Source organism: Plantibacter sp. H53 (assembly GCF_001650455.1).
In the GTDB taxonomy this organism is placed as follows: Bacteria; Actinomycetota; Actinomycetes; order Actinomycetales; family Microbacteriaceae; genus Plantibacter; species Plantibacter flavus_A.
This window is the reverse complement of the sequence record NZ_LWCT01000002.1, coordinates 224041-246971: the sequence shown is the minus strand read 5'-3', so window position 1 is coordinate 246971 and position 22931 is coordinate 224041. Positions and strand designations below refer to the sequence as shown.

The 22931-nt window shown below is 69.7% G+C and carries 22 protein-coding genes; 10 read left to right on the top strand and 12 right to left on the bottom strand.

All coding sequences use genetic code 11. The features are described from left to right. Positions 1 to 89: 89 nt before the first annotated feature. Complete coding sequence (locus tag A4X17_RS02555; protein ID WP_064294078.1) at positions 90 to 1373, bottom strand: M18 family aminopeptidase; 1284 nt, start codon at positions 1371 to 1373, stop codon at positions 90 to 92. A gap of 63 nt (positions 1374 to 1436) precedes the next feature. Between A4X17_RS02555 and A4X17_RS02550 the strand changes: the two genes are divergently transcribed. Both A4X17_RS02550 and A4X17_RS02545 read left to right on the top strand, forming a co-directional pair. Further along, positions 1437 to 2801 (top strand): LssY C-terminal domain-containing protein, encoded by a 1365-nt coding sequence (locus A4X17_RS02550; protein ID WP_231884270.1) that lies wholly within the window; start codon positions 1437 to 1439, stop codon positions 2799 to 2801. Beyond that, entirely contained in the window at positions 2798 to 3295 is a 498-nt protein-coding gene (locus A4X17_RS02545) for a DUF2809 domain-containing protein (RefSeq protein WP_064294077.1), read from the top strand. The genes A4X17_RS02550 and A4X17_RS02545 overlap by 4 nt, the downstream gene beginning before the upstream one ends. Positions 3296 to 3303: 8 nt before the next feature. Here A4X17_RS02545 and A4X17_RS02540 read toward each other — a convergent pair whose 3' ends face one another. From A4X17_RS02540 to A4X17_RS02530, 3 genes are all read right to left on the bottom strand, one after another. Further along, positions 3304 to 4521, bottom strand: coding sequence for a DUF429 domain-containing protein (locus tag A4X17_RS02540; RefSeq protein ID WP_082915880.1), 1218 nt, complete (start codon positions 4519 to 4521; stop codon positions 3304 to 3306). 125 nt (positions 4522 to 4646) lie between these two features. Further along, complete coding sequence (locus A4X17_RS02535; protein WP_064294075.1) at positions 4647 to 6197, bottom strand: S1C family serine protease; 1551 nt, start codon at positions 6195 to 6197, stop codon at positions 4647 to 4649. Between the two features lie 143 nt (positions 6198 to 6340). Beyond that, positions 6341 to 6922, bottom strand: a complete 582-nt coding sequence (locus A4X17_RS02530) for a TetR/AcrR family transcriptional regulator (RefSeq protein WP_064294074.1) — start codon at positions 6920 to 6922, stop codon at positions 6341 to 6343. Positions 6923 to 7015: 93 nt separating this feature from the next. Between A4X17_RS02530 and A4X17_RS02525 the strand changes: the two genes are divergently transcribed. Beyond that, positions 7016 to 7639 carry an NAD(P)H-dependent oxidoreductase gene (locus A4X17_RS02525; RefSeq protein ID WP_064294073.1) on the top strand — a complete coding sequence of 208 codons (624 nt, stop codon included), beginning with the start codon at positions 7016 to 7018 and terminating at the stop codon, positions 7637 to 7639. On the opposite strand, the gene A4X17_RS02520 is transcribed toward A4X17_RS02525, so the two are convergent. Beyond that, positions 7614 to 11147, bottom strand: a complete 3534-nt coding sequence (locus A4X17_RS02520; protein WP_064294072.1) for a bifunctional RecB family nuclease/DEAD/DEAH box helicase — start codon at positions 11145 to 11147, stop codon at positions 7614 to 7616. The genes A4X17_RS02525 and A4X17_RS02520 overlap by 26 nt on opposite strands. Positions 11148 to 11361: 214 nt before the next feature. On the opposite strand from A4X17_RS02520, the gene A4X17_RS02515 reads away from it, so the two are divergent. Next, positions 11362 to 11754 (top strand): (deoxy)nucleoside triphosphate pyrophosphohydrolase, encoded by a 393-nt coding sequence (locus tag A4X17_RS02515; RefSeq protein WP_064294140.1) that lies wholly within the window; start codon positions 11362 to 11364, stop codon positions 11752 to 11754. Positions 11755 to 11772: 18 nt separating this feature from the next. On the opposite strand, the gene A4X17_RS02510 is transcribed toward A4X17_RS02515, so the two are convergent. The 3 genes from A4X17_RS02510 to A4X17_RS02500 form a co-directional block, all read right to left on the bottom strand. Continuing rightward, positions 11773 to 12648, bottom strand: coding sequence for a hypothetical protein (locus tag A4X17_RS02510; protein WP_064294071.1), 876 nt, complete (start codon positions 12646 to 12648; stop codon positions 11773 to 11775). Between the two features lie 109 nt (positions 12649 to 12757). Then, the gene (locus tag A4X17_RS02505; RefSeq protein WP_064294070.1) at positions 12758 to 13591 is read right to left on the bottom strand and encodes a siderophore-interacting protein; all 834 of its coding nucleotides are present in this window, start codon (positions 13589 to 13591) and stop codon (positions 12758 to 12760) included. A 63-nt stretch (positions 13592 to 13654) separates the two neighbouring features. Beyond that, the gene (locus A4X17_RS02500; protein ID WP_064294069.1) at positions 13655 to 15133 is read right to left on the bottom strand and encodes an MFS transporter; all 1479 of its coding nucleotides are present in this window, start codon (positions 15131 to 15133) and stop codon (positions 13655 to 13657) included. 136 nt (positions 15134 to 15269) lie between these two features. Here A4X17_RS02500 and A4X17_RS02495 point away from each other — a divergent pair, with 136 nt between their 5' ends. Together A4X17_RS02495 and A4X17_RS02490 are read left to right on the top strand one after the other, a co-directional pair. Then, positions 15270 to 15905: a uracil-DNA glycosylase gene (locus A4X17_RS02495; RefSeq protein WP_158596626.1), complete on the top strand. Its 636-nt coding sequence runs from the start codon at positions 15270 to 15272 to the stop codon at positions 15903 to 15905. Between the two features lie 97 nt (positions 15906 to 16002). After that, positions 16003 to 16215, top strand: coding sequence for a hypothetical protein (locus A4X17_RS02490; protein WP_064294068.1), 213 nt, complete (start codon positions 16003 to 16005; stop codon positions 16213 to 16215). Between the two features lie 72 nt (positions 16216 to 16287). On the opposite strand, the gene A4X17_RS02485 is transcribed toward A4X17_RS02490, so the two are convergent. The 3 genes from A4X17_RS02485 to A4X17_RS02475 form a co-directional block, all read right to left on the bottom strand. Then, positions 16288 to 17745, bottom strand: a complete 1458-nt coding sequence (locus tag A4X17_RS02485) for a catalase (protein WP_064294067.1) — start codon at positions 17743 to 17745, stop codon at positions 16288 to 16290. 115 nt (positions 17746 to 17860) lie between these two features. Then, complete coding sequence (locus tag A4X17_RS02480) at positions 17861 to 18307, bottom strand: Fur family transcriptional regulator (RefSeq protein ID WP_064294066.1); 447 nt, start codon at positions 18305 to 18307, stop codon at positions 17861 to 17863. A gap of 157 nt (positions 18308 to 18464) precedes the next feature. After that, on the bottom strand, positions 18465 to 19076 hold the full coding sequence (locus A4X17_RS02475) for a TetR/AcrR family transcriptional regulator (protein WP_064294065.1): 612 nt from the start codon (positions 19074 to 19076) through the stop codon (positions 18465 to 18467). 120 nt (positions 19077 to 19196) lie between these two features. Here A4X17_RS02475 and A4X17_RS02470 point away from each other — a divergent pair, with 120 nt between their 5' ends. Together A4X17_RS02470 and A4X17_RS02465 are read left to right on the top strand one after the other, a co-directional pair. Next, positions 19197 to 19970: a 1-acyl-sn-glycerol-3-phosphate acyltransferase gene (locus A4X17_RS02470; protein ID WP_064294064.1), complete on the top strand. Its 774-nt coding sequence runs from the start codon at positions 19197 to 19199 to the stop codon at positions 19968 to 19970. A 111-nt stretch (positions 19971 to 20081) separates the two neighbouring features. Further along, the gene (locus A4X17_RS02465; protein ID WP_064294063.1) at positions 20082 to 21002 is read left to right on the top strand and encodes a hypothetical protein; all 921 of its coding nucleotides are present in this window, start codon (positions 20082 to 20084) and stop codon (positions 21000 to 21002) included. Between the two features lie 10 nt (positions 21003 to 21012). On the opposite strand, the gene A4X17_RS02460 is transcribed toward A4X17_RS02465, so the two are convergent. After that, positions 21013 to 22095, bottom strand: a complete 1083-nt coding sequence (locus A4X17_RS02460) for an alpha/beta hydrolase (protein WP_197478997.1) — start codon at positions 22093 to 22095, stop codon at positions 21013 to 21015. Between the two features lie 194 nt (positions 22096 to 22289). On the opposite strand from A4X17_RS02460, the gene A4X17_RS02455 reads away from it, so the two are divergent. Together A4X17_RS02455 and A4X17_RS02450 are read left to right on the top strand one after the other, a co-directional pair. Then, on the top strand, positions 22290 to 22463 hold the full coding sequence (locus A4X17_RS02455; RefSeq protein WP_064294062.1) for a CsbD family protein: 174 nt from the start codon (positions 22290 to 22292) through the stop codon (positions 22461 to 22463). A gap of 96 nt (positions 22464 to 22559) precedes the next feature. After that, the gene (locus tag A4X17_RS02450) at positions 22560 to 22823 is read left to right on the top strand and encodes a GlsB/YeaQ/YmgE family stress response membrane protein (RefSeq protein ID WP_064294061.1); all 264 of its coding nucleotides are present in this window, start codon (positions 22560 to 22562) and stop codon (positions 22821 to 22823) included. Positions 22824 to 22931 lie beyond the last annotated feature (108 nt).

The window sequence follows — 22931 nt, the reverse complement described above, 5'->3', positions numbered from 1 at the left end:
CCGGGCCCGCCGCAGGAGATCAGCCTCGCAGCAGGACCGTCCGCCTTCGGGCGTCCTGCTCACGCGCGGATCTCCTGCTGCGGCGGTGCTCAGGCGCCCCGGAAGAACGCCTGGACCGCCGCGCTCAGAGCGGTCGGATCGTCGATGTGGCACAGCTCGCGGGCGGAGTGCATCGACAGCAGCGGCGTCCCGACGTCGACCGTCCGGATGCCGAGTCGCGTCGCGGTGAGCGGGCCGATGGTCGAGCCGCACGGCACCGTGTTGTTCGACACGAAGTCCTGCGAGGGCACACCTGCGGCGGCGCAGCTCCGGGCCCACAGCGCGGCCCCGAGGGCGTCGGTCGCGTAGCGCTGGTTCGCATTGATCTTGAGGAGCGGACCGCCACCGGCGATCGGCCGGTTGGCCGGGTCGTGGCGTTCCGGGTAGTTCGGGTGGATCGCGTGGCCGGCGTCCGCTGACAGGCACCAGGAGGCCGCATAGGCCTGGAGCCGTTCGGACACCGTCGCCCCCAGCGACGCACCGATGCGGGTGAGGACGTCGTCGAGGAACGGACCGCTGGCGCCGGAGGTCGAGGCCGAACCGAGCTCCTCGTGGTCGAAGGCGGCGAACACCGTGATGTGTGCGGCGTCGTCCGTCGCTCCCCCGTCACTCGCGGCCAGCAGCGCCGCGAGTCCGGCGTGGACCGAGGTCAGGTTGTCCATGCGTCCGGCGGCGAACAGCTGCCCGTCGAGTCCGAATCGCCGCGGCTCCTGGGTGTCGGCCACGAGCACGTCGTACCCGGCGATCGCGGTGGGATCGATGCCTGCGATCGACGCCAGGTGCGCGAGCACGTCGGCGTGGCCGAGGTCACCGACCCCGTACACCGGCTGCAGGTGACGCTGGCGGTCGAGGACGAGGCCGTCGTTGGCGCTTCGGTCGAGGTGCACGGCGAGCTGCGGGATGCGCAGGAACGGTCCGGTCCGGACGAGGTGCACGGTCCCGTCGAGCGTCACCAGGCGTCCGGCGAGTTCGAGCTCGCGGTCGAGCCAGGAGTTGAGGAGCGGTCCGCCGTAGACCTCCACCCCGGCCTGCAGCCACCCGTGGGCGCCGGTCGTCGGCTTCGGCTTGAGCTTGAAGCTCGGCGAGTCCGTGTGCGAGCCGAGGATGCGGAACGGCGTCGTGGCGCGCGCCTGCTCGGGCTGCACCCAGGCGATCACCGCACCCTCGCGTTCGACGAAGAACCGGCCGACGCCACCGTCCCAGGACTCGGTCTCGAGCCGCCGGGTGAAGCCGGCCGCCGTGAGGCGCCGAGCGCTCTCCGCGACCGCGTGATACGAGGTGGGCGAGGCGACGATGAAGTCGGCGAGGTCGGTGATGTGGGCGACGGAGTCCATCCCACCATCCTCCCACCACCCACGCACCCGGCACGTGGATGCACCAGGCCCTACCCTGGACGGGTGACGAAGACCCGCAGCGACCTCATCAGGCCCGCAAGCGGCCTGTCCGAGGATCGTCGCGGACGGATCGCACGCATCGTCGACGGTTGGTTCTTCGCCTTCGGCACGGCTGCGGCCGTCTTCCTGGCGTACGTGCTGCTCACCGAGGCGTTCGCCCGCGGTTGGGCCCAAGCCTGGTTCATCCTCGTCATCTACCTCGTCATCGCCTACCTGGTCCTCCCCCGCCTGCACACCGTGCTGTCGCGCGTCTACCTGCCCGACTACTTCATCGGACGCACTCGCACGCGCGAGGGCATCCTCGGTGATCCCGTGAACCTCGGCCTCCGGGGTCGGGAGGAGCAGATCCACATGGCGATGCTCTCGGCGGGCTGGACGCTCGCCGACGACCTCGGGCTGCGCGCGAACCTGCGGATCGTGACCTCGACGCTGACCAGGCGCAGCTACTCGGAGGCGCCCGTCTCGTCGCTCTACCTGTTCGGTCGCCGCCAGGCGTTCTGCTACCAGCAGGAGGTCGACGGCAGTCCGGGGAAGCGGCACCACGTCCGGTTCTGGCCGACACCAGCGGGCTGGCTGCTGCCAGGCGGATACCAGGCGGATTGGTTGGCCGCCGGGACGTACGACCGATCGGTCGGGATCAGCATTTTCACGCTGCAGGTGACCCACCGGATCGCCGACGACGTCGACGACGAGCGCGATCACATCGTCGCGTCGATCGCGGCAGCGGACGTCGGAGCGACGACGTCCGTGATCGAGAACTTCTCCACCGGCTACCACTCACGGAACGGCGGAGGCGACGCGATCGTCACCGACGGCGACCTGCCGATCATCGATCTCAGCGCGGTGGTCGTCCCGCCGGCGGCGACCCTGCCGGCCGCCGACGCTCCCCCGACGCGCTCCCTCATCCGGGCCGGCGACCCGCGGCCGCTGGACACCACCGTCGGCGTGGTCCTGATGGTCGTCGCGGCACTGTCCACCGTGCTCTCCGGCGTCATCCTCGTCTCCGATTGGAAGCAGGTCATCTCGGAGGCCCGTGCAACGGCCGCGACGGCTGACGACGTCGTCCTCATCCCGTGGGTCGTCGGGGCCGTGCTGGCCCTGTCGGCCGTGGTGACGCTCTGCTACCTCGTCCTCGCCTGGCGGGTCCATCGGGGAGGCAACCTCGCGCGCCTGCTCGCCATGACCTTCAGCTCGACGTCCATCGCCACCCTCGCCGCGAGCTATGTCGCCGGCGCCGGCGGATTGACGCTGCAGACCAACCTGATCGGCTTCGCGGTCGACTGTTCCATCATCCTCGCCCTCTCCGGAACCGAGGCCCGTGACTGGGCCCGTGGGCGACAACGACGCACCCGGAGGACGAAAGCATGACCGACGCACCCGACCAGACGGATGAGGGGCCACGCCCCGCCACCTCGCTCAAGCGCGCGCTGCTCCTCGGCGCAGCCATCATCACGATCGTCGCCGGGCTGACGGTGCACTGGTCGGTGGCAGCGGCCTGGGCGAACCCCGTAACCAACGCGCTCTACACGGTCCTCGTCGCGCTCCTGCTGGCCTTCGCCGCCCCACGGCGTCCGCTGTGGCAGATCGCCCTCGGCGCGTTCGGCTTCTCGGCGGCGATCGAGTGCTTCCAGGCCACGGGCGTGCCGGCCGCACTCGCGGACCAGTGGCCGCCCTCGGCGCTCGTGCTGGGCACGACGTTCATCCCGACGGACTTCATCTCCTACGCCCTGGGCGCGGCGGCGTTCCTGTTCCTGTCGCTCGCCATGTCGCTGGTGATCCGCTGGGTTCGCAACGACATCCTCGAACGACGCGCACGCGCGGACCGGGAGACACGGCGCCGATCGGACTCAGGACCCGCCTGACCAGTGCCCTAGCCGCGAGTCGTCTCCCCGTACTGGACGTGTTCGAGGTCGAAGACGGCCTCGGCCAACGCCGACCTCGCCGCTTCGAACTCGACGTCGTCGGGGTGGCCCACCACCCGGGCATGCTCGAGGTGCCAGGTGGCACTGCGCAGGAGTTCGACGGTGGTCGGAGCGGGGGAGGGCGCTCGCGTCGAGGCCGCGGGTGAGACGTCGGCGTTCGCCGCTCCGCCGGGGACGAACTCGATCGTGTTCGATTCCGCCGGAGTGTCGTCCGGAGTGTATGCCTTCTTCTTCATATGTCCTTCATCGAGGTCGTGAATTGTTGTGGCTTGCCGGGCGATGGGCTCCGATAGCGGCGGAGATGCCAGCGGCGGAGCCGACCTAATATATGCCGATATTGGAATGTCCCGCTTGGGGCGCTGTTCAGGTCGCGCCATGGCGAGGAGCGTGGGGACACGCCCACGGTCGTCCGGAGCATCCGAGGCACCGAGGACCTGGAACCGTTCCAGGCCCCAACGGGACCAGGCGGACGCCGTCCACGCGCAGATGGCCGCGTCGATGAGGTCCTCCCGATGCTTGTGCGCCGATTCCTTCAGCGGCGACGGTTCCGCGGCGAGGAGCGCCGTCACCGGGTGGGTGTCGAGGTCGAGTGGCGGCGTCGCCGAGGTCAGCGCCTGCAGGCGCGAGACGAGGTCGTCACAGACCTCCGCGCGGCGTCGCCGTCGCTCGGCGGCGGGGAGACCGGGGTCGAGGCGTTTGTACCGGGGCCGCGCATCCGGGTACCCGAACTCCTCGGCACCCACCAACGTGGTGTGGGGATAGGCCTCGAAGAACACGACGGCATCCGCCGCCGGCGTGCTCAGTCCGTCGAAGTACTGGAACCCCGCCGCCTCCAGCGCCGTGAAGAGCGCGACACCACCGAGCGCGGGCAGGCCGAGGTTCGACGGGTAGGCCGAGACCTGCCAGCGCCCGTACCGCTGCCCGACCTCACGTTCACAGAGACGCATGCCGGTCTCGTTCCGGACGAGCAGAGGGGCGTCGACCGCGATCACGGAGCCCGGTGAGGCGGTGGCGACGATCCAGGCGACGACGGCGTCGATCCCCACGGCCCACCCGGCCTCGATGACCGTCCCGGTCTCGTCGATGCACACCAGTCCCGACTCGTTCGCCGCGCGGGAGCCGGTCCCCTCGCCCCAGGCGAGGTCGACTCCGAGGAAGCGGGTCACGAGCGGTTCCTTCCGGTGCATGCGGCGAGGCACCGCCTCCCGAGCCTACTGGGCAGACGTCGACGACTCCTCGGATCCGGCGGCGGGCCGGAGGTGAGGAGCCGTCGAGCCTCCCGAGCGCTCGATCAGCCGACCGGGCCCTCGATCAGCGTCACGTCAGCGGTCTGGGAGGTCCCACTCGCCGTGGTCCAGGTGACGGAGACCGTCTGGCCGGGCTCGAGCGTGGCCATGGTCGCCGTCAGGGTCTGAGCGGAGTCGATGGCGGCACCGTTGATGCCGGTGATGACGTCGCCGGCTGCGAGGCCGATCGACGCCGCGGGCGTGTTCTCGATCACCGAACCGACCACGGCACCCGGCACGGTCTGGGCTGCGCCGGCCGCGGCCAGACCGATTCCGATGAAGGCCGGGTAGCCGATCGAGACGGTGTCGGTCTCGACGCCGGTACGGATCTGGTCGACGATGGACAACGCGTCGTCGATCGGGATGGCGAATCCGTCGATGTCGGTCCCACCGGAGGAGGCAGCGGTGTCGACGCCGACGACCTCGCCCTCCGAGTCGTAGAGCGGTCCGCCGGAGTCGCCGGACTGGATGTCCGCGTCCGTCTGGATCAATCCGGTCAGCTGCTTGCCCGCCTCGGTCGTCTCATCCTGGACCGTGATGTCCTGCTCGAGGGCGGTCACGGACCCGTCCGCAGCGCTGGGGGTCCCACCCGTGCCGCCGGCGTTCCCGACCCCGGTGACGGCGTCACCGACGGCTGCGCCGCCGTCGTCGTCGATCGTGACGGTGTCCAGCCCCGAGGCGCCGTCGAGCTGCAGGAGCGCGACGTCGTTCGTGGCATCCGTCCCGACGACGCGCGCGTCGTACTGCTCTCCGGTCGCCACGACGGTGACGACGATGCTCGTCGCTCCCGCGACGACGTGGTTGTTGGTCAGGATCTGGCCGTCCGCGGTGAGGATCATCCCGGTTCCTGCGGCGGCGGCCCCCTGATAGGCCAGCTCGGTGTCGATGTCGACGACACCCACGGACTCCGCGGCGGTGGCGCTCCGGGTGTTCGCCGTCGCGGCATCCGGCGTCGCCTGCTGTGGCCCAGGCTGCCCACCGGGAGCGCGGAAGCTCTGACCGCCCTCGTCCGGCACCGTCTCCGTCACTTGTGAGGAGGCGGCGACACTCTGGAACGCGCCGGCCGCCAGCGAAGCGAGGCCGAGGCCACCGGTCACGAGGGACACGACCGTGGCGGCCGTCGCGGCGGCGATGATCCACCCGATGGGCTGCTTCTTCGCCGGGGTGCCGGTGGTCGACGGCGGCTGGGGCATCGTCTGCTGTCCGTACGGTCGGGGCTGCCAGGTGCCGGAGGGGGCGTACTGGCCCTGGCCGGCGGCGTACGGTCCGTACTGACCCTGCGGGCCCTGGTGATGACCGGGCCGCACGTGACCGCTCGTCGCGTGGGGAGCCGTCGCGTAACCGAAGGGCGTCGTCGGCTCGCGTCGTGGGCCACCCGCGGCCGTGTTGCCGGGGTAGCCGGCCGGGGGAGTGACGTCCACATCGGGCTGGGGCTGGTACGAGCCGGTGGGCGGCTGGTACGGATCGGGAGCGGGGGACGACTGCGGCGTCTCCGCCGGTCGGGTGCCGTCCGTTGGACGCGGCTCAGGGCGTTCCGGGTCTGGGGTGGTGTTCACGGGGGTTCCTCTCGGCGGGGGTGCTGAGATCATCTGACTCCCGCAATCCGAGTGAATCGTCTGGTTCGACCATGAACGACCTTTGAGCTTCCCGACCGTTTCCCGGATGACGATCGTGTACAGGCTCCATGCGGGACACCACCTCAGGGTCGCGTGAGCAACGCCTCCAGCGCGGGTCGGGCCTCAGCCTCGGAGATGTGTCCGGCGACGACGAGTTCCGCGAGGCCGTGGACCGCGGCCCAGACCGCCGTGGTCAGCGCGGCGATGATCTGCGGCTCGGCGCCGGGGGCCAGCGACGCCGTCGTCTCGGCGAGCAGCGCTTCGACGCCACCGATGAGTGGCGCCATAGCCTCGCTGGGTGAGCCGGGGACACAGACTTCGGGGTCGTAGATCAGGCGGAACCGCTCCGGATGCTGCGCCGCGTAGTGCACATACGTCGAACCGATCCGGACGGCCGTCTCCTGTGGGTCTCGACCCGCCGTCGCGTGCCGCTCCTCGCGCATGGCGTCCAAGAGCTCGGCCATGCCGCGTTCGCTCAACCGTTTCAGGAGCGCGGTCCGGTCGCCGAAGTGGTGGTACGGCGCGTTGTGACTGACTCCGGCGCGACGTGCGACCTCTCGCAGGCTCAGCGTGGCATGGCCGTGCGTCCGCAGGAGTTCGAGCGCAGCGTCCTCGAGCGCCGGCCCGAGGTTGCCGTGGTGGTACGCCGTCGTCGATCTTGACACAAGCAACATCCTACCCGTACCGTCGGTTCCGACCAAAAGTGGACAGTGTCCAGATTCTTGGCACTGTCCAGACCTACAACTGATGGAGAACTGATGCCCACCCTCGTCATCGACGGACACCCGAACCCCGGGCCTCTGTGCGCCGCCCTCGCCGCGAACTACGCGGAGGCGCACGGCGACGCGACCGTCCTCGCCGTGCGCGACCTCGCGTTCGACCCGAACCTCCGCCTCGGGTACACCCGCCGTCAAGACCTGGAGCCCGACCTCGAACGAGCGTGGGAGCAGATCCTCGCCGCGGACCACCTCGTGATCGTGGCGCCGGTCTGGTGGGGATCGGTGCCGGCGCTGCTCAAGGGGTTCTTCGATCGCCTGCTGCTTCCCCGTCGCGCCTACCGGACCAAGGACAACGGTCTCCCCGAGGGACTGCTCGCCGGCCGCTCGGGGCGGGTGATGGTCACGACCGACTCGCCGTGGTGGTACCTCCCGCTCGTCGGCGACACGACGGTGAAGCAACTCCGCACCACCACCCTCAGGTTCTGCGGGGTCAAGCCCGTCGCCGTGAACCGGTTCGGTCGGGTGAAGGATTCGACCGTGGAGCAGCGTCGGCGGTGGCTCGCGAAGGCGGCACAGAACGGTCGTGCCGACGCGGCGCGACGGAGTTCTCGTTCCTCCGCTGCGGCCGCAGAACTGGTCAGTGGCCGTCGACCAACCGGATGAAGGCACTGAGCTCGGCGACGCCCTCCGGCGTGACCGGCAGGTACTCGGTGAGTGCGGGGGAGTGCACGAGGTACGCCGCCCACTGGGCGCGGGAGATACCGACGTTCAGTCGGTTCTTCATCAACAGGAACGACATACCCCTCGGGACGTCCGCGGGGGAGGACGCGGCCAGCGAGACGATCGCGATGACGGCCTCCTGACCCTGGAACTTGTCGACGGTCCCGACGCGCACCGCGTCGAACCCGGCCGCGTCGAGCGTCGCTCGGACGACGGCGACGTGGGCGTTGTAGGGACAGACGACGATGATGTCGGCCTCGCTCACCGGGTCGTCGATGCGGCCGGCATCCGGATCGGTCCAGCGGAGCCCGATCGTCGACCGGACGAGCTCGGCGACGCGGTCGGCCTCCTCCTGCGAACTCGTCGCGTTTCCGACGTGATGGACCGGGACGACGTGCAGTCCCGGCACACGACCCTCCAGACGCCGCTTCGTCGTGGCCGCTGCCGAGCGCAGCTCGCCGCCGTACGACAACCGCGAGACCGGCTCGGTGACCGCGGCGTCCATCCGCCAGGTCTCGTGGAGGAAGTAGCCGAGTTCCGGAGGGAGGACGTCACGCCCGTCGGCCACGAATCCGAGCGCCGAGGTGTCGATCGGTTCGGGATGCGTCCCCTGGCTCACCTGCGGCAGCTGCTGCGGGTCGCCCAGGAGCAGGAGGTTCCGCGCGGCGACGCTCGCCGCGATCGTGTAGGCGAGCGAGAACTGACCGGCCTCGTCGACGACGAGCAGGTCGAGCGACCTCCGGTCGAACCGGTTGGGGTTGCTGAAGTCCCAGGCCGTCCCGCCGATGACGAAGCCGCCGGTCTGCTCGGCCATGAACGCGCCATGACCATTGGCCGGGAGGACGGTGTAGCCGCGCTCAGCATCCGGGTCGGCACCGGATCGCAGGGTCTTCGCCACGAGCGCGGGGGAGAGCCCCGCCTTCACCACACGCTCGAGGAGGTTCTCGACGACGTCGTGCGACTGCGCCACGACCCCGATCCGCCAGCCGTGCTGCTGCACGAGGGCCGTGATGACGTGCGAGGCGACGTAGGTCTTGCCGGTTCCAGGCGGCCCCTGGACGGCGAGCGCCGAGTCGTCGAGGTCGAGCAACGCGGCGGTCACGTCCTCGATCGTCCGCCCGTCTCCGCGGTGGGGGAGCGGCTCACCCGAGCTCGTGCGGGGCGGTCGTCGCCGCAGGATGTCGACGACGCCGTCGTCCGGCCACCCTGGAGCGGTGTCGAGGACCGCTTGCCCCCACTCGGCGATCGCATCGACCTGTGTTCCGGGTCGCGGGGGAGGAGACGGCGTGAGTGCGACCGGCAGCTCCGTGTAGGGCTCACGATCCGTCTTGAGCGTCTCCTGGATGAGCAGGGAGTCGTCGTCGACCTCGAGGACCGTGATCTGTCCGGCCGGTCGGGAGCCGGGCTCGGCGCGGGGGAGCGTGTACGGTCCCGGGTGGTCGTAGACCGCGAACGGGTCGGCGCCGACCTTCACACTGCTGCCGGGGGCCCATCGGCCGCGGAGTCGCATGTGACGGCGGTCGCTGCGCTGCCGTCCCTCGCGGAACCAGTCGCGCTCGACGACTCCCGAGGTGACGGTGAAGACGTTCCGGGTGTCCTCCCATTCGTCGCGCGCGGCGATGAGTCGGGAGAAGTGCTCCTGCCAGAACGACTTGTGCTCGCGCCGGTGGTAGTCGATGGCGGCGGCCGCGAGCGCATACGCGGTGGCGTCGTCGGAGCGTTCGGGGTCGAGGGGGTCGCCGGCCAACGCCGTCAGCGCGTCGTGGAGTGGCGTCGGTTCGTCCACCAGGGGCTCGGGTGCGTCGGTGACGAAGGTGCCGGGCAGCACGCCCCGTTCCGCACCGAGGTCGAGCAACCAGTTCCGCAGCCGACGGGTCGACTCGCAGTCGTACGCGTTGTACTCGGCGATCTCCGAGAGCTTCCGTTCGCCTTCGGCGACGAGCTCCGGGTCGTCGCTCCGACTCAGCTCGCGCGCCTCCGCGTAGGCCGTGATGGATGCCGCGGCGTCGGTGACGTCGCTGTCGCGGTGCTCCTCACCCATGTAGAGCGGCTCGAGCTTCTTGATCGAGTACGACCGCGATCCGACACGCACCGTCTTGCGGACGAAGGGGTAGAGGTCGAACAGCACGGCCTCGCGGAGGAGGTCGTCGATCGTGTCCTCCCCGACCCCGTGCCGGGCGGCCAGCGAGAGCAGGTGCGTCCGCTCGTAGGCGGCGTAGTGATACACGTGCATGCCCGGGAACTCGGCACGGCGGGCGGCGAGGTAGGCGAGGAAGTCGATCAGCGCCGTCCGCTCCTCATGGAAGTCGTGCGCCCACCAGGATCGGAACCGGCCGTCGGTGTCGACCAGGCCGAACAGGTAGTCGATGCCCCACCTCGTGCGGTCGCCCCGGCGGGCGTCACCCGGCTCGCCCTCGGTGTACAGCGGGTCGCCCTCGAAGTCGAAGAAGACGTCGCCGGGATCGGGTTGCGGCAGGAGCCCGAGTGCCGTGGCGTCGTGCACACGGAACGCCGGCACGCCGGCGGCTGGTGACGGCTCGAGCTGCAGATGCGCCTGCTCGCGCAGCGCAGCGAGCGTGCTCTCGGCGATGCCGTCGACCGTCCCGCCGGCGCCACCCGACAGCCCGTGCGGCCCTGGTCGCTCGGTCGACCCGGTGAGCGTGAGCGACGCCAGATCGTCGATCGTGGCGATGCCGGCCGCCAGCAGGCGGTCGCGCTGCGTCAACCGGAGCCCGGCCACCAGCAGGACGTCGCGTGAGGCCGTGATCTCGGCGTCGCACCACGCGCATCGTCCGCAGACGCTGTAGCGCTGGTCGCCCCAGGCCACCGGAGCGTCGGCTTCGAGCCGTTCGGCGACGATCCGCGGCAGGCGCGCACGACGGCGACGGTACACCGGCAGGATGTCGGCCACCGCGTGGGTGCTGACGGTGCCGTCTCCCAGGATGAGGTCGACGTCGTCGTCGACCGGGATCCCGGCCGTCTCCAGCTGCTCCACGTAGGCGGCGAGCTGGAGCAGGGCGGTGACCTTCGGCGAGCGCGCGAGTTTGGTGTCCTGCACGCGATACCGGCCGTCGGGCCGGCGCACGATGAAGTCGGCGAAGCCGATGAACGATCCGTCGAAGAACGCGGCCTGGAAGACGACCGGGGCTCCGTCGCGGAACGCCGTGATCGTCGAATCGACGGCTGCGGCGAGCGCCACCGTGTCTCGGACGTCGGGGCGGTCGAGCTCGACGACGCCGGTGCCGAACTCGGCGCGGTACGACTCGAGGACCCGCAGCTCGTGCTGGTCGCCGAGCTTGGAGGTCCGCATGAGCATCTCGTCCTCCGGCTCGACGATCGGTTCGATCCGACCGAGCTTCGCGTCGACCGTGCGCAGGAACGCGAACTCGCAGTGGGAGGCGTTGGAGAGGTCGCTGGCGCTCGTGATGGCGGAACCGTCGAGGAGGAACATCGGTGCGGTGGGTGCCTTTCGAGACGACTGCTGCGGGGGCAGGTCCGCCTCCGATCGCTGTCAGTCTGGCACGCCCCACCGACCACAGCGCCGCCGCGGGACGCAGGGTGAGGCCAGCCGAGCGGGAGCCGTCTGTGGAGCAGCGTCGGGCGCGCTCGATCCCGCGTCCCCTAGCCTGGAGACGGACCACGACGCCATGGGACGGGAGTGCATCATGACCACCACGATCCAGGTCGTCGCGGGTGTCGCCACGCAGGACGACACCGTGCTCGCGTGCCGGCGGGCACCCGGGCGGGCGTCCGGTGGCCTGTGGGAGTTCCCCGGCGGCAAAGTCGAGGCCGACGAGCGGCCGCAGGACGCGCTGGCACGCGAGCTGCGCGAGGAGCTCGACGCCGACGTCGCTGTGGGGGCGCTGCTGGACCGCTCCACCGTCACCGTGGGCGAGCTCGTGATCGACCTCGCCTGCTACGAAATCACCTTCCTCGGCGCGCCCCCGGTCCACAGCACGGACCACGACGAACTGCGCTGGGTCACCCGCGAACGGCTCCTCGGGCTGGACTGGGCGACGCCCGACCTCCCGATGGTCGGGCGACTCACCGCGAGCTGACCCCGGAGCCCCAGGGCGTCACTCGACCGCGTGGAGCGGGATGCGGGCGAGCGTGCGTCCGCTCAGCACGAGGTCGTCGTTGGTCGAGGTGACCGCCAGCTCGGTGACCGTCCACTCGAACAGGGTGACGTCGCGCCAACGCTCGAGGAATGCGGCGAGCGCCGCGGTCTCGGCGGCGTCGAGCTCATCGCGGAAGTGGTGCAGGCCCACCCCGACGAGCGGTGCTGGACGCCCGCCGACCGCCCGCTGGATGGGGGCGAAGGCGTCCGCGATGGCGGGGAGGTAACAGCGTCCGCGGTTGAAGCCACCGATGACGGGGCCCGCCAGCCTGACCCGGAAGGGCGTGAACGCGCCGACGCTCGTCCGCAGCCCGTCGAGGAACCCGGATTCCGCGTCGATGGAGGAGAGCGTCGCGTGCAACCGGTGTGCGCGTCGGAGCTCGATGCCTCGGGCGAGCTTGGGTGCGAAGGGTGCCGAGGCGAGGTCGGCCTCGTAGCTCAGGAAGATCGGATCGACGAACAGCCGTTCGACCGGGACGGGGACGACGACCGCCAGGCGCGCCTCGTCGTACCGCCCGTCACGGTAGACGCCGTCAGGACTCGCGGCGAGCGCGAGCGGGTGGTCGGCGTCGATCAGGGGGAGCTGGGCGTACCGGTAGCGCTCGTCGAAGGTGAGCGCCTCACCTGGTCCGAAGGTGGAGCGGACGACGTCCCAGCTGCGGAGGGCGTCGTGCGAGTCCGACGACGTGTCCACACCGCTCGAGGCCGTTTCGGGGACATCGACCTCGAACGCCCGGTCGGCCGATCCGCCGGTCACCGTCCGGATCAGACCCGTCGCGACGCCGGTCGGCAGCGCACCGATCGTGTTTCCGGACGCACCGGCGGAAGAGGGCATGTCGTGAGGTTAGTGGAGCCGTCAGCGCAGCACGTCGGTGACACCCCGAATTCGGGTGATCGACCCAATTCACCGCATGGCCGACCCGGACGCCGACACCGTCAGCCGATCAGTGCGCCTTGCCGACCTTCCAGTAGCCGCAGAACATGACACGGTCCTTGGGCATGCCACCACGGACCCAGAGCCGACGCACGTTCGCCGCCAGGGACTGCTCTCCGACGACCCACCCGTAGCACGGGGCGGGCGGCACCCCGAGGGCCGTCGCGGCGGCCAGCGCCGCTCGTCCGGGGACGTCGTGCGGATCCTCTCGGACCACCCATCGCAGCTCGACCCCGTCCGGGACACGCACGTCCTGCGCGTCCTCCGCGGAGGGGATCTCGACGATCGCCGTCCCGACGGTCGACGCCGGAAGCGAGGTCAGGATGCCTGCGACGGCGGGGAGCCCGGTCTCGTCGGAGACCAACAGCACTCGATCCACGTCGGCCGGGAGGTTGAACATGCGCCCCTCGTCAAGCAGCCCCACCGCATCGCCCACCTCGCACGACTGGGCCCAGCTCGCCGCGGGCCCCGCGGTCCCCTCGGCGGCCGACCCGTGGATGACGAAGTCGATGTCCAACTCCGGCCCGTCGGGGCCGTCGCGACGGAAATCCCGCACCGTGTAGTTCCTGAGCACCGGTCGCACGGACTTGGAGATCGCGAGGTACTTGGCGTAGGCCAGCATGTCGAGCTTGGTCGGCAGCCGCTCGAGACCGCCCTCGGAGACCGGTATGAAGAACCGGAACCACTGGTCGTACCCGAGGAAGGTGAAGTCGGCGATGTCACCGCCACCGAGGGTGACCCTGGCGATGTTCGGTGAGACGCGCGAGCGGCGGACGACCCGCAGCGTGAGGAGGGTCGCCGCCTCGGGTTTGATGCGCGCCGTCTCGGCATTCGTGCGAGCCACTCGAGCCCCTTCCTCAGGCGGCTCCGACAGCCGCGACTGAGGCTACCCTAACTCAGGTCACCCTTACTTGGAGGCGTCAGGTTCGGCAGCGGCGACCTTCCGGGAACGGGCGTCGAGCGACGCGAAGACGAGCGCCACGACCACGAAGCCGATCGTGACGAGGGTGCTGTTGCGATACGCGTCGTGATAGACGTCGAGCGACGCACCGGAGGCGCCGCCGTCGTTCTCGGAGTACACCGTCGCGTAGAACGTCGCCGTCGCGGCGGCGAGCCCCACCGCGGTCCCGATGCGCTGGCCGAGCTGGCCGATCGATCCGGCGACACCACCGGAGGCCACGGGGATGTCCGCGAGCATCAGTGTCTGGTTGGGGGAGATGACCGCGCCACCGCCGATGCCGGCGAGGAGCATCGCGGCACCCATCGCGTACGGCGTGATCTCCGGGGGCGTGATGAAGGCGAGGAGTGAATTGAGACTGAACCCCACCACGACCAGCACGAGCCCACCGACGACCAGGGGGCGTCCGAGTCGGTCGACGACCCGACCGCTCAACCACGAGCTGACGGCCGAGGCGAGGGCGAAGGGGATCGTGATCATGCCCGCGAAGACCGGCTCGAGCCCGAGCCCCTGCTGCACGAACAGCGTGAGCGTGAGGAAGGTGGCCGGCATCGCCGCGAAGTACGTCGTGGAGATCAGGACGCCGTTGCGGTAGCTGCCGAGCTTGAACAGGGAGAAGTCGACGACGGGTGTCTTCCCGGCGCGTTGATAGCGACCCTCCCACCACGCGAAGAGGCCGGCGAAGATGGCGAACGCGACCAGCAGCCACCAGCGCGCCGGGTCGTCGCCCGGGGAACCGGTCGTCAGGACGAACGGCAGCATGAGCGACAGCACGGCGAGACCGAGGAACACGATGCCCACCGGGTCGAGCGATCCGGCGCCCGCCTCGTGCGGCTGCTGCTTGGGCAGCAGTCGCGCGGCGATCGGCAACAGGATGATCGCGAGCGGGACGTTCATCCAGAAGAGCAGGCGCCAGCCGTCCTCCGGGCCGCCGATGGCGATGAGCAGGCCGCCGAGCGTCGGGCCGAACGCCGTCGAGAGGCCGATGATGGCTCCGAAGAGACCGAAGGCGCGGCCACGCTCCTTGCCGACGAACAGCTGCTGGATGAGCCCGATGACCTGCGGCATCAGCAGGCCCGCGGCGATGCCCTGGAGGATCCGACCGCCGATGAGGATCCCGACGTTCGGTGCGACGGCGCAGGCGAGACTGGCCGCTCCGAACACGCTCAGGCCGATCATGAACATGCGACGCCGGGAGTGCAGGTCGCCGTAGCGCCCGGCGGGCACGAGGATCAGACCGAACGCCAGGGCGTACCCGGCGACGATCAGCTGCAGGGCGGTCGGGCCGGCGTCGAGCGCCTGCTCGATCGACGGCAGTCCGACGTTGACCTTCGAGAGGTCGAGGATCGTGAGGGCGGCGACCGACACGCAGATGGCGAACGCGCGCCATTTCGTCCGGTCGTCGGGGGCGGTTCGCTCGTCAGTCATCCTGGCCAGCCTAGGCCCGCGTCAACCCGGTCCGCCCCGGCTTGACGGGCGCGGATCCACCGTCCTGTGCAGCATCTTCGGGCTCAGAACCGGCGCAGACGATGACGGGGCAGCCGTCACGGGCTACGCTCGGAAGATGCATATGGATGCCCCTCGCGGGCTGCAGGACCCCGACGAACTGGCCGAACGACACCGCATGCTGGCCGAGTCGCCGGCACTCGCGCCGCTGCGCGACTGGTCGGACGCGATGATGACCCGCAGAGGACGGCGGCAGGCGGACCTCGTCCTCCCGCTCGTCGACCCGGCCGATGCGGCCGTCAACGCGAAGACACTGATCCTCCTCGACGCCCCGGGGACCCTCGCCCCCGACAGCCTCGACGCTCCGGGATCCGGGTTCGCCTCGGTCGACAACGACGACCCGATCGCCGAGAGCCTCTGGAATCTGCGGAACGACATCGGCTTCGACGACGTCATGGTGTGGAACATCGTCCCGTGGTACCTGAGCGCCGGGCGGAAGAAGCCGAACGCACCCGAGGTCGCCCAGGGCGCGATGGAACTGCGCGCCCTCCTGCCGCTCCTCAAGAACCTGCGCGTCGTCGTCCTCTGCGGACCCCACGCACAGGACGGTTGGTGGAAGCACGTCGAGCCACTGCTCGGCAACACGTACAGCGCCTTCAACGCTCCGCACCCCTCGCCGTTGTCGCTGAAGCAGCCGGGTCGTCGCGAGGAGATCGAGAAGGTCTTCGCCCGCGCCAAACAGGTCGCCGGCTGATCACACGCCCCTTTCGCAACCCCCTCGTCCGTCGGGCGAGGGGGTTGCGTGCATCTGAGGCCTCGTTAGGGTCGATGGACGAGGAGAGGAGCATCACATGGACATCGGCACCATCGTCATCCTCGCCGCGCTCGTCCTCCTGGCGGTCGCGGCCGTCTGGTACGTGTCACGGCGAGACCGCGCCGCGCGTTCGGCCGACGAACACCACTCGCACGACAACGACGCGGAGGTCGAGCGCGAACGCGCGAGAGGCCTCGCGGAGGGCACCGGCGGCGTGCCGCGCCGTGGCGGTGGCCCGATGGGGTTCTGACCCCGCGAACGCACAGGAACGGTCGCCACCCGCGAGGGATGGCGACCGTTTCCGCACATTGGGCGCCGGGCTCTAGACGAGCGGCGGGAGGCCTGCTGCGACGCGAGCGCCCAGCGTGCCGTCGACGGCGGTCCAGTAGGCGATGACCCGCTCGCGGAGATCCGCTCGCGTCACCTTCGAGACGTGGCCGATGATGTTGCCGACAAGACGGTCGCGTGCGGCGTCGTCGAGCACCTCGCGCACGAGGGTCCCGGCCTGACCGAAGTCGTCGTCCTCGGCGTGCAGCGTCGCGGCTGCCCGCACGAGCTCGCCGTCGGACTGCCAGCCGTTGGACTCAGCGGCGCGCGCAGGGTCGGCGTGGGCGCCACCGACCGAGTTGGGTGCGTAGACCGGCGCGTCCGCGTCGTTGAAGGTGTAGCGCATGGCGCCTTCCTTCGAGTACGTGTGCACCGGCGCATGCGGGGCGTTCACCGGCAGCTGTGCGTGGTTAGTGCCCACGCGGTAGCGGTGTGCGTCCGCGTAGCTGAAGATACGGGCCAGGAGCATCTTGTCGGGGCTCGCAGCGATTCCGGGGACGAAGTTCGACGGCGCGAAGGTCGCCTGCTCGATCTGTGCGAAGTAGTTCTCCGGGTTGCGGTCGAGGGTCATCTTGCCGACCTCGATGAGCGGGTAGTCGCTGTGCGGCCAGACCTTGGTGAGGTCGAACGGGTTGAAGCGGTAGCCCGCGGCGTCGGCGTAGGGCATGACCTGCACGGACAGCGTCCAGCTCGGGTGCTCACCGCGGGTGATCGCCTCGGAGAGGTCGCGGATGTGGAAGTCGGCGTCCTCGCCGGCGATCTGGTCGGCCTGGTCCTGCGTGAGGATCTCGATGCCCTGGTCGGTCTTGAAGTGGTACTTCACCCAGAAGCGCTCGCCTGCGGCGTTGACCCACTGGTAGGTGTGCGACCCGAAGCCGTCCATGTGCCGCCAGGAGCCCGGCAGGCCGCGGTCGCCCATGAGCCAGGTAACCTGGTGCGCGCTCTCGGGGGAGAGCGTCCAGAAGTCCCACTGCATGTCGTGGTCGCGCAGGTGCGAGCCCGGGAGACGCTTCTGCGAGCGGATGAAGTCGGGGAACTTGATGCCGTCGCGGATGAAGAACACCGGCGTGTTGTTGCCGACGAGGTCGTAGTTGCCCTCGCTCGTGTAGAACTTCAGCGCGAAGCCACGGGGGTCGCGCCAGGTGTCGGGGCTGCCCTGCTCACCGGCGACGGTGGAGAAGCGTGCGAGCATCTCGGTCTCGACGCCCGGCTGGAACAGCGCGGCGCGCGTGAACTGGGAGACGTCACCGGTCGTGACGAACCGCCCGAACGCACCGCCGCCCTTGGCGTGGACGACGCGCTCCGGCACCCGCTCGCGGTTGAACTGCGCGAGCTTCTCGACCAGGTAGTGGTCGTGGAGCGCGATCGCTCCGTCTGCGCCGACGCTCTGCGAGTGCTCGTCGCTCGCGACGGGTGCTCCGCTGTTGGTGGTGGTGTAGCTGGTCTCGGACATGTCTCTCCTCGAGGGTGGGGCTGGTCGGACGGTCGGATGGATTCAGCACTGCCACCTTGGCGGTGACAGCTGACGATCGGCATGGAGGTGCCGTCGAGTGGTCTGTGGAACGGCGTCAGGCAGCATCCGCCTGGCACGCGGGGCATACGCCCCAGAACGTGATCTCGGCCGTGTCGATGACGTACCCCGCCGTGTCGTCGGGGTGCATGCATGGCGCCGCACCCTGCGTGCAGTCGACGTCGACCACGGCGCCGCACGAGCTGCACACCAGGTGATGGTGGTTGTCGTCGACGCGCAGCTCGTACCGGCCGGGATGGCCGTCCGGTTCGATCCTGCGCACGAGACCGGCTGCGACGAAGGCGTTGAGCACGCTGTACACGGCCTGTGGGGAGGTCTGCGGGGCTCGCGGCTTCAAGGACGCGACCACCTGCTCCACATCGGCGTGCGGTGTCCGGGCGAGGATCTCGAGGACGGCGAGGCGTCCCGTGGTCACCCGCAGCCCGGCTGCCCGGATCTTCGTGTTGAAGTCGATCGTCGCCGACTCCACCTCCGATCCGTTCATGCAGCAACCGTACCGAGTTGTTTTGAATTAGTCAAAATAAGGACTCCCCCTCCGCGTTGTCCCGCAGCCACCCCAACTCTAATATCAGATATGAGTTGTGGACCGATGGATGCCGTCGGATGTGGAGAATTCCCGATCACGGCGGGGGAGTGCCGGGCTACAGCTCGACCGTCAGCAGAGGCCGCAGCGAACGGCGGGTCTCCTCGGCCATGTCCACCGAATCCCGGTCGAGCAGCCACTGCAACTGGAGACCGTCCATCATCGCGATGAGCATGCGTGCCGCGCTCGCGGGCTCGACGCCAGCCACCAGCTGTCCCTCACGCGCCATCACCTCGAAGGAGACGGTCATCCCGTCGATCAACCAGCTGTACCGCCGGACGAAGTGCTCGTGTGCCGGGTGGTCCGGTGAGGTCGCCTCGGCGGACAGGACGCAGTGGAGCTCGACGAGACCGGGGACGCGCATGTTGTGCTCGACGAGGCGGAGGAGCCCGCGGATGCCTTCGATGCCGCTCCCGATCTCAATGCCGGACTCCTCGCGATCCCGGTCGTCGCGGAAGTCGAGGATCGCGGCGAGCAGGTCGTTCTTGGTCGAGAAGTGGTGGAGGAGGCCGGCCTGGCTCATGCCCACGCGCTCCGCGACCTCACGGAGCGATCCACTGCGGAACCCCTGCTCGGCGAAGACGTCCATCCCCGCCTCGAGGATCTCCCGACGTCTTGCCGCCGTCTTGGCGTAGCTGCCGCGGGAGCGGCCCGTCTGCGTCACCGTCATCCTGCGATCGTATCGGGCGTGTGGTCCGACGACGAAGGGGTCCCCGAGACACCCCTAGCCCGCTCCTTCCCCAGGTGTCCACCCCGGTACTTCCCCAGGTCACTGTCGTACGGTGTCGCCATGAGACGCCCCATCGAGCCCGTGTACGACACCGCTGTCGGTGTCGGTCGCTCCCTCTTCGGCTTCTGGCGTCTGCGCCGTCACGCCACCGGCATCGAGCACCTCCCCGACGAGGGGGGCGCGGTGATCGCGATGACCCACTTCGGGTACCTCGAGTTCGCACTCGTCGAGTGGGCGACCGTGCTCCACAACCGCCGCCGTATCCGCTTCATGGCCAAGCAGGGTGCCTTCGACCAGCCCATCGTGGGCCGTCTCCTCCGGAGCATGCGGCACATCGCCGTCGACATGCGTGCCGGTGCGGCCGCCTATGCCGACGCCGTCGCAGCGCTCCGCAGCGGCGAGCTGGTCGGGGTCTTCCCCGAGGCCGGTGTCAGCGCCTCGTTCACCGTCCGCGAGCTCAAGTCGGGCGCGGTCCGCCTCGCGCAGGAGGCCGGCGTGCCGATCATCCCCGTCGCGGTCTGGGGCGGTCATCGCCTCATGACGAAGAACCACCGGGTCGGCTTCCGCGAGCGGTTCGGGGTCCCCGTGCACTTCTCGTTCGGCGAGCCCATCATCGTCGCGCCCGGTGATGACGTCGGCACGAGTACCGAGCAGCTCCGCGACCGTCTGCAGGGCATGGTCGACGAGCTGCAACGCGACTATCCCGTCGATGGAACCGGGGCGTGGTGGCAACCTCGCGCCTTGGGCGGAACGGCTCCCACGCCTGCCGAGGCTGCAGCCGCCGACCTCGAACGCGAGCGCCGACGTGAGGCGCGTCGGCAGACGGCGAGCTGAGCGCACGTCCGCCGCGGTCTATCCTGTGGAGGTGCCACCTCTGACCTCGTCGACCCACCCCGCAGGGCATCGTCGCTCCGCCAGCCCGCGCCCCGAGCGGAGCGTGGCGCCGTGAGCCGCGGGTGGAACGGCTTCGTCGCGAAGTCGGCGTGGCTCCCGAAGTCCTGGCGCGAACGCGCTGAACGTGCGCTCTCGGAGGACCCCTCGACAGCGGCCACACCGGACACGAACGACGCCGAGTCCGCAGCGGACCACTCGACACGGCGCACGCCGGATCCCACATCTCGGGCGACGCCGACACCCCCGGCTCAGCAGCCCGACGACTCGGCGCCACTGGACGACCGCGACGCGCACGCACCCCGGACGCCGGTCGCCGGCCCGGACGTCGGCGAGGTAGCACCAGCCCATGACCGGTCCACGACCGGCCTGGTCGACCCGGTCGCCCTCCCCGTCACCGCGTCGGCCCCGGTCGTCCCCCTGAGCGTCGCCATCACCGATTTCGAGCTCGCCGACGACTCCGTCATCGGCCCGGCGTCCGTCCTCGACAACCTCGAGCTCACGAAGGCCGCCGTGACCCGGGTCGCATCGGCGATCCTCACGACCGAGGGCCCGATCGCCGTCCCGCGACTCGTGACCATCGTCGCCCGGCGCTTCGGCGTCGACCGACCGTCCGAGGAGTCCCGCACCGAGCTGTCAGCGCTGGTGACGGAGGCGTTCGTCGTCCAGAACGGTTTCGCCTGGCCCACCGGACTCGACGTCGTCACGTGGCGAGGCGTCCGCCGGGTCGTGCATCGCGATCACCGCGCGGTCACCGACATCAGTCCCGCGGAGATCTGCAACGCCATGGAGCTCGTGATCACCGCGAGCCCCGAGCACGAGGTCGACCGCGAGCAGCTGCCGATGCAGGCGGCGTCCGTGCTCGGCTACGGTCGCCTCGGTGAGACCGCTCGACGCTGGCTGGACCTCACGCTCGCCCAGGCGGTGCTCCACGGCCGTCTCGTCGAGGACGGCGACCGCATCCGCCTCCCCTGACGCCGGTCGTTCAGCGGACGGGCGGACCCTGCTGGCCGAACGGCAGACTCGTGTCGGTGACGCCGTCGATGAAGGCGTCCATGCGCTGGAGGTTGAACCGGCCCTGGTCGTTGAGCAGGAACTGGTACTCGTGCTCGAGCCCCGGTCGGAAGTCCGGGTTGAAGATCATCGATTGCACGTCGACACCGAGGCCTTGGAGCTTCGCCTTGAACTCGACCGACTGCGGGTAGAGCGGATCCCAGTTGCCGACCGTGATGTACGTCGGTGGATACTTCGCCGTCAGATAATCGACGACGGACGCGGACGCCACCTCCGGTCGGGTCTTGTAGTCGCGCGCTCCGAAGTACGACCAGAGCACCGTGTCGAGAAACCACCCGAAGCTGCCCTCGGCGTTGACCAGGCTGAGGTCGTAGGCCCCGCACGCGAGGACCACCCCGGCGAGCTGCTCCGGTTCGATCGGCGATTCGACCTTGATGGAGCTGGCGTACTCGGAGCTCGTGACCACGTTCGCGACCTGAGCGGCGATCTGGGCACCGGCGGAGTCGCCGGCGAGGATGAGCTTGGACGAATCCACGTTGAGCGCGCGTGCGTTGGCGTCGAGGTAGCCGAGCGAGTCGGCGACCTGCTCGATGGGCAACGGGTACTGGCCCTCCGGCGCGATCGTGTACTCGACCGCGACCGCCGTGTACCCCTCTCCGGCCAGCACGCGCATGTAGTTGGAGATGAGTTCCTTGCTGCCGGAGATCCAGGCTCCGCCATGCACCCACACGATCGTCGGGAGGGCCGCGCCACTCCCGCGGACGCCATCGGGCGTGTAGACGTCGAGCAGCGCGTCCGCGTCGCCGGAGCGGTACGGGATGTCCAGTCGGACGTCGACACCGTCGGGGACGTACTTCACGAGGTCCGATTGCACGACCTTCGCCCGCTCGTCGAAGGCCATGCGGATGACCATCGAGCCGGGCCACGGGGTCAGCTGCAACCAGACGAAGATCACCAGCGCGATGGCGAGGATCACGCCGATGATCCAGAACATCGTGTTGCGGACGACACGGAGGAAGCGCGCGAAGCCCGAGCGAGGGGGTGCTGTCCTCAAGCGATTCACCTCCTGGCGGGTCTGGACGGCGGCGCTGCCTGGCGGAACACGAACGTCCAGTCTCGCATTCGATCGGACACCCACTGCGCCCCGGAAGTTTTTCGACGGATTTCGTGACGAATGCCCACTGAGCTGCGTCTTACCCGATGACCGGACATCATCACCGGTTTCCAACGCAGACGAAGGAGAACGCCATGAGTGCATCGGACAAGATCCAGAACGCCGCTGAGGACCTCGCGGGCAAGGCGAAGGAGGCCCTGGGCAAGGTCACCGGCGACGACAGCAAGGTCGCAGAGGGCAAGGCCGACCAGACGAAGGCCGACGCCAAGAAGGCCGGCGAGAATGTCAAGGACGCGTTCAAGCACTAGTCCTCGCGATACAGTGGCTGCCCCCGCTCACCGGCGGGGGCGGTAACACGGTCGACCGGCACCCCGTTCGATCCAGCAATCACATTTGGAGACATCATGAGTTTTCTCGGCTTCCTGCTGCTCGGCCTCATCGCCGGCGCCCTCGCAAAGGCAATCCTTCCGGGCCGTCAGGGCGGCGGCTGGTTGATCACGCTGCTGCTCGGCGTCGTGGGAGCACTGCTCGGCGGCTGGCTCGGTGGCATCCTGTTCGGCGCGAACCTGCAGGAGTTCTTTTCCCTGCAGACGTGGCTCCTCGCCATCGGCGGATCCATCGTCGTGCTGCTCATCTACGGCGCACTGACCCGCAACAAGAAGGCGTAAGCGCCTCCACACAGCACTCGAACGCCCGGCCCCACCAGGGGGCCGGGCGTTCGTGCGTGTCGAGGTCGTCGCCGACAGCACGGTGTCCGCCGTTTCGGGGACTGTGTA

Bases quoted from the DNA above. Each gene is read 5' to 3' on its own strand.
- A4X17_RS02450 (WP_064294061.1), top strand. From the start codon at position 22,560: ATGAGTTTTCTCGGCTTCCTGCTGCTCGGCCTCATCGCCGGCGCCCTC.
- A4X17_RS02475 (WP_064294065.1), bottom strand. From the start codon at position 19,076: ATGACGGTGACGCAGACGGGCCGCTCCCGCGGCAGCTACGCCAAGACG.
- A4X17_RS02545 (WP_064294077.1), top strand. From the start codon at position 2,798: ATGACCGACGCACCCGACCAGACGGATGAGGGGCCACGCCCCGCCACC.
- A4X17_RS02555 (WP_064294078.1), bottom strand. From the start codon at position 1,373: ATGGACTCCGTCGCCCACATCACCGACCTCGCCGACTTCATCGTCGCC.
- A4X17_RS02495 (WP_158596626.1), top strand. From the start codon at position 15,270: ATGCATATGGATGCCCCTCGCGGGCTGCAGGACCCCGACGAACTGGCC.
- A4X17_RS02525 (WP_064294073.1), top strand. From the start codon at position 7,016: ATGCCCACCCTCGTCATCGACGGACACCCGAACCCCGGGCCTCTGTGC.
- A4X17_RS02515 (WP_064294140.1), top strand. From the start codon at position 11,362: ATGACCACCACGATCCAGGTCGTCGCGGGTGTCGCCACGCAGGACGAC.
- A4X17_RS02500 (WP_064294069.1), bottom strand. From the start codon at position 15,133: ATGACTGACGAGCGAACCGCCCCCGACGACCGGACGAAATGGCGCGCG.
- A4X17_RS02510 (WP_064294071.1), bottom strand. From the start codon at position 12,648: ATGCCCTCTTCCGCCGGTGCGTCCGGAAACACGATCGGTGCGCTGCCG.
- A4X17_RS02520 (WP_064294072.1), bottom strand. From the start codon at position 11,147: ATGTTCCTCCTCGACGGTTCCGCCATCACGAGCGCCAGCGACCTCTCC.
- A4X17_RS02485 (WP_064294067.1), bottom strand. From the start codon at position 17,745: ATGTCCGAGACCAGCTACACCACCACCAACAGCGGAGCACCCGTCGCG.
- A4X17_RS02490 (WP_064294068.1), top strand. From the start codon at position 16,003: ATGGACATCGGCACCATCGTCATCCTCGCCGCGCTCGTCCTCCTGGCG.
- A4X17_RS02455 (WP_064294062.1), top strand. From the start codon at position 22,290: ATGAGTGCATCGGACAAGATCCAGAACGCCGCTGAGGACCTCGCGGGC.
- A4X17_RS02470 (WP_064294064.1), top strand. From the start codon at position 19,197: ATGAGACGCCCCATCGAGCCCGTGTACGACACCGCTGTCGGTGTCGGT.
- A4X17_RS02480 (WP_064294066.1), bottom strand. From the start codon at position 18,307: ATGAACGGATCGGAGGTGGAGTCGGCGACGATCGACTTCAACACGAAG.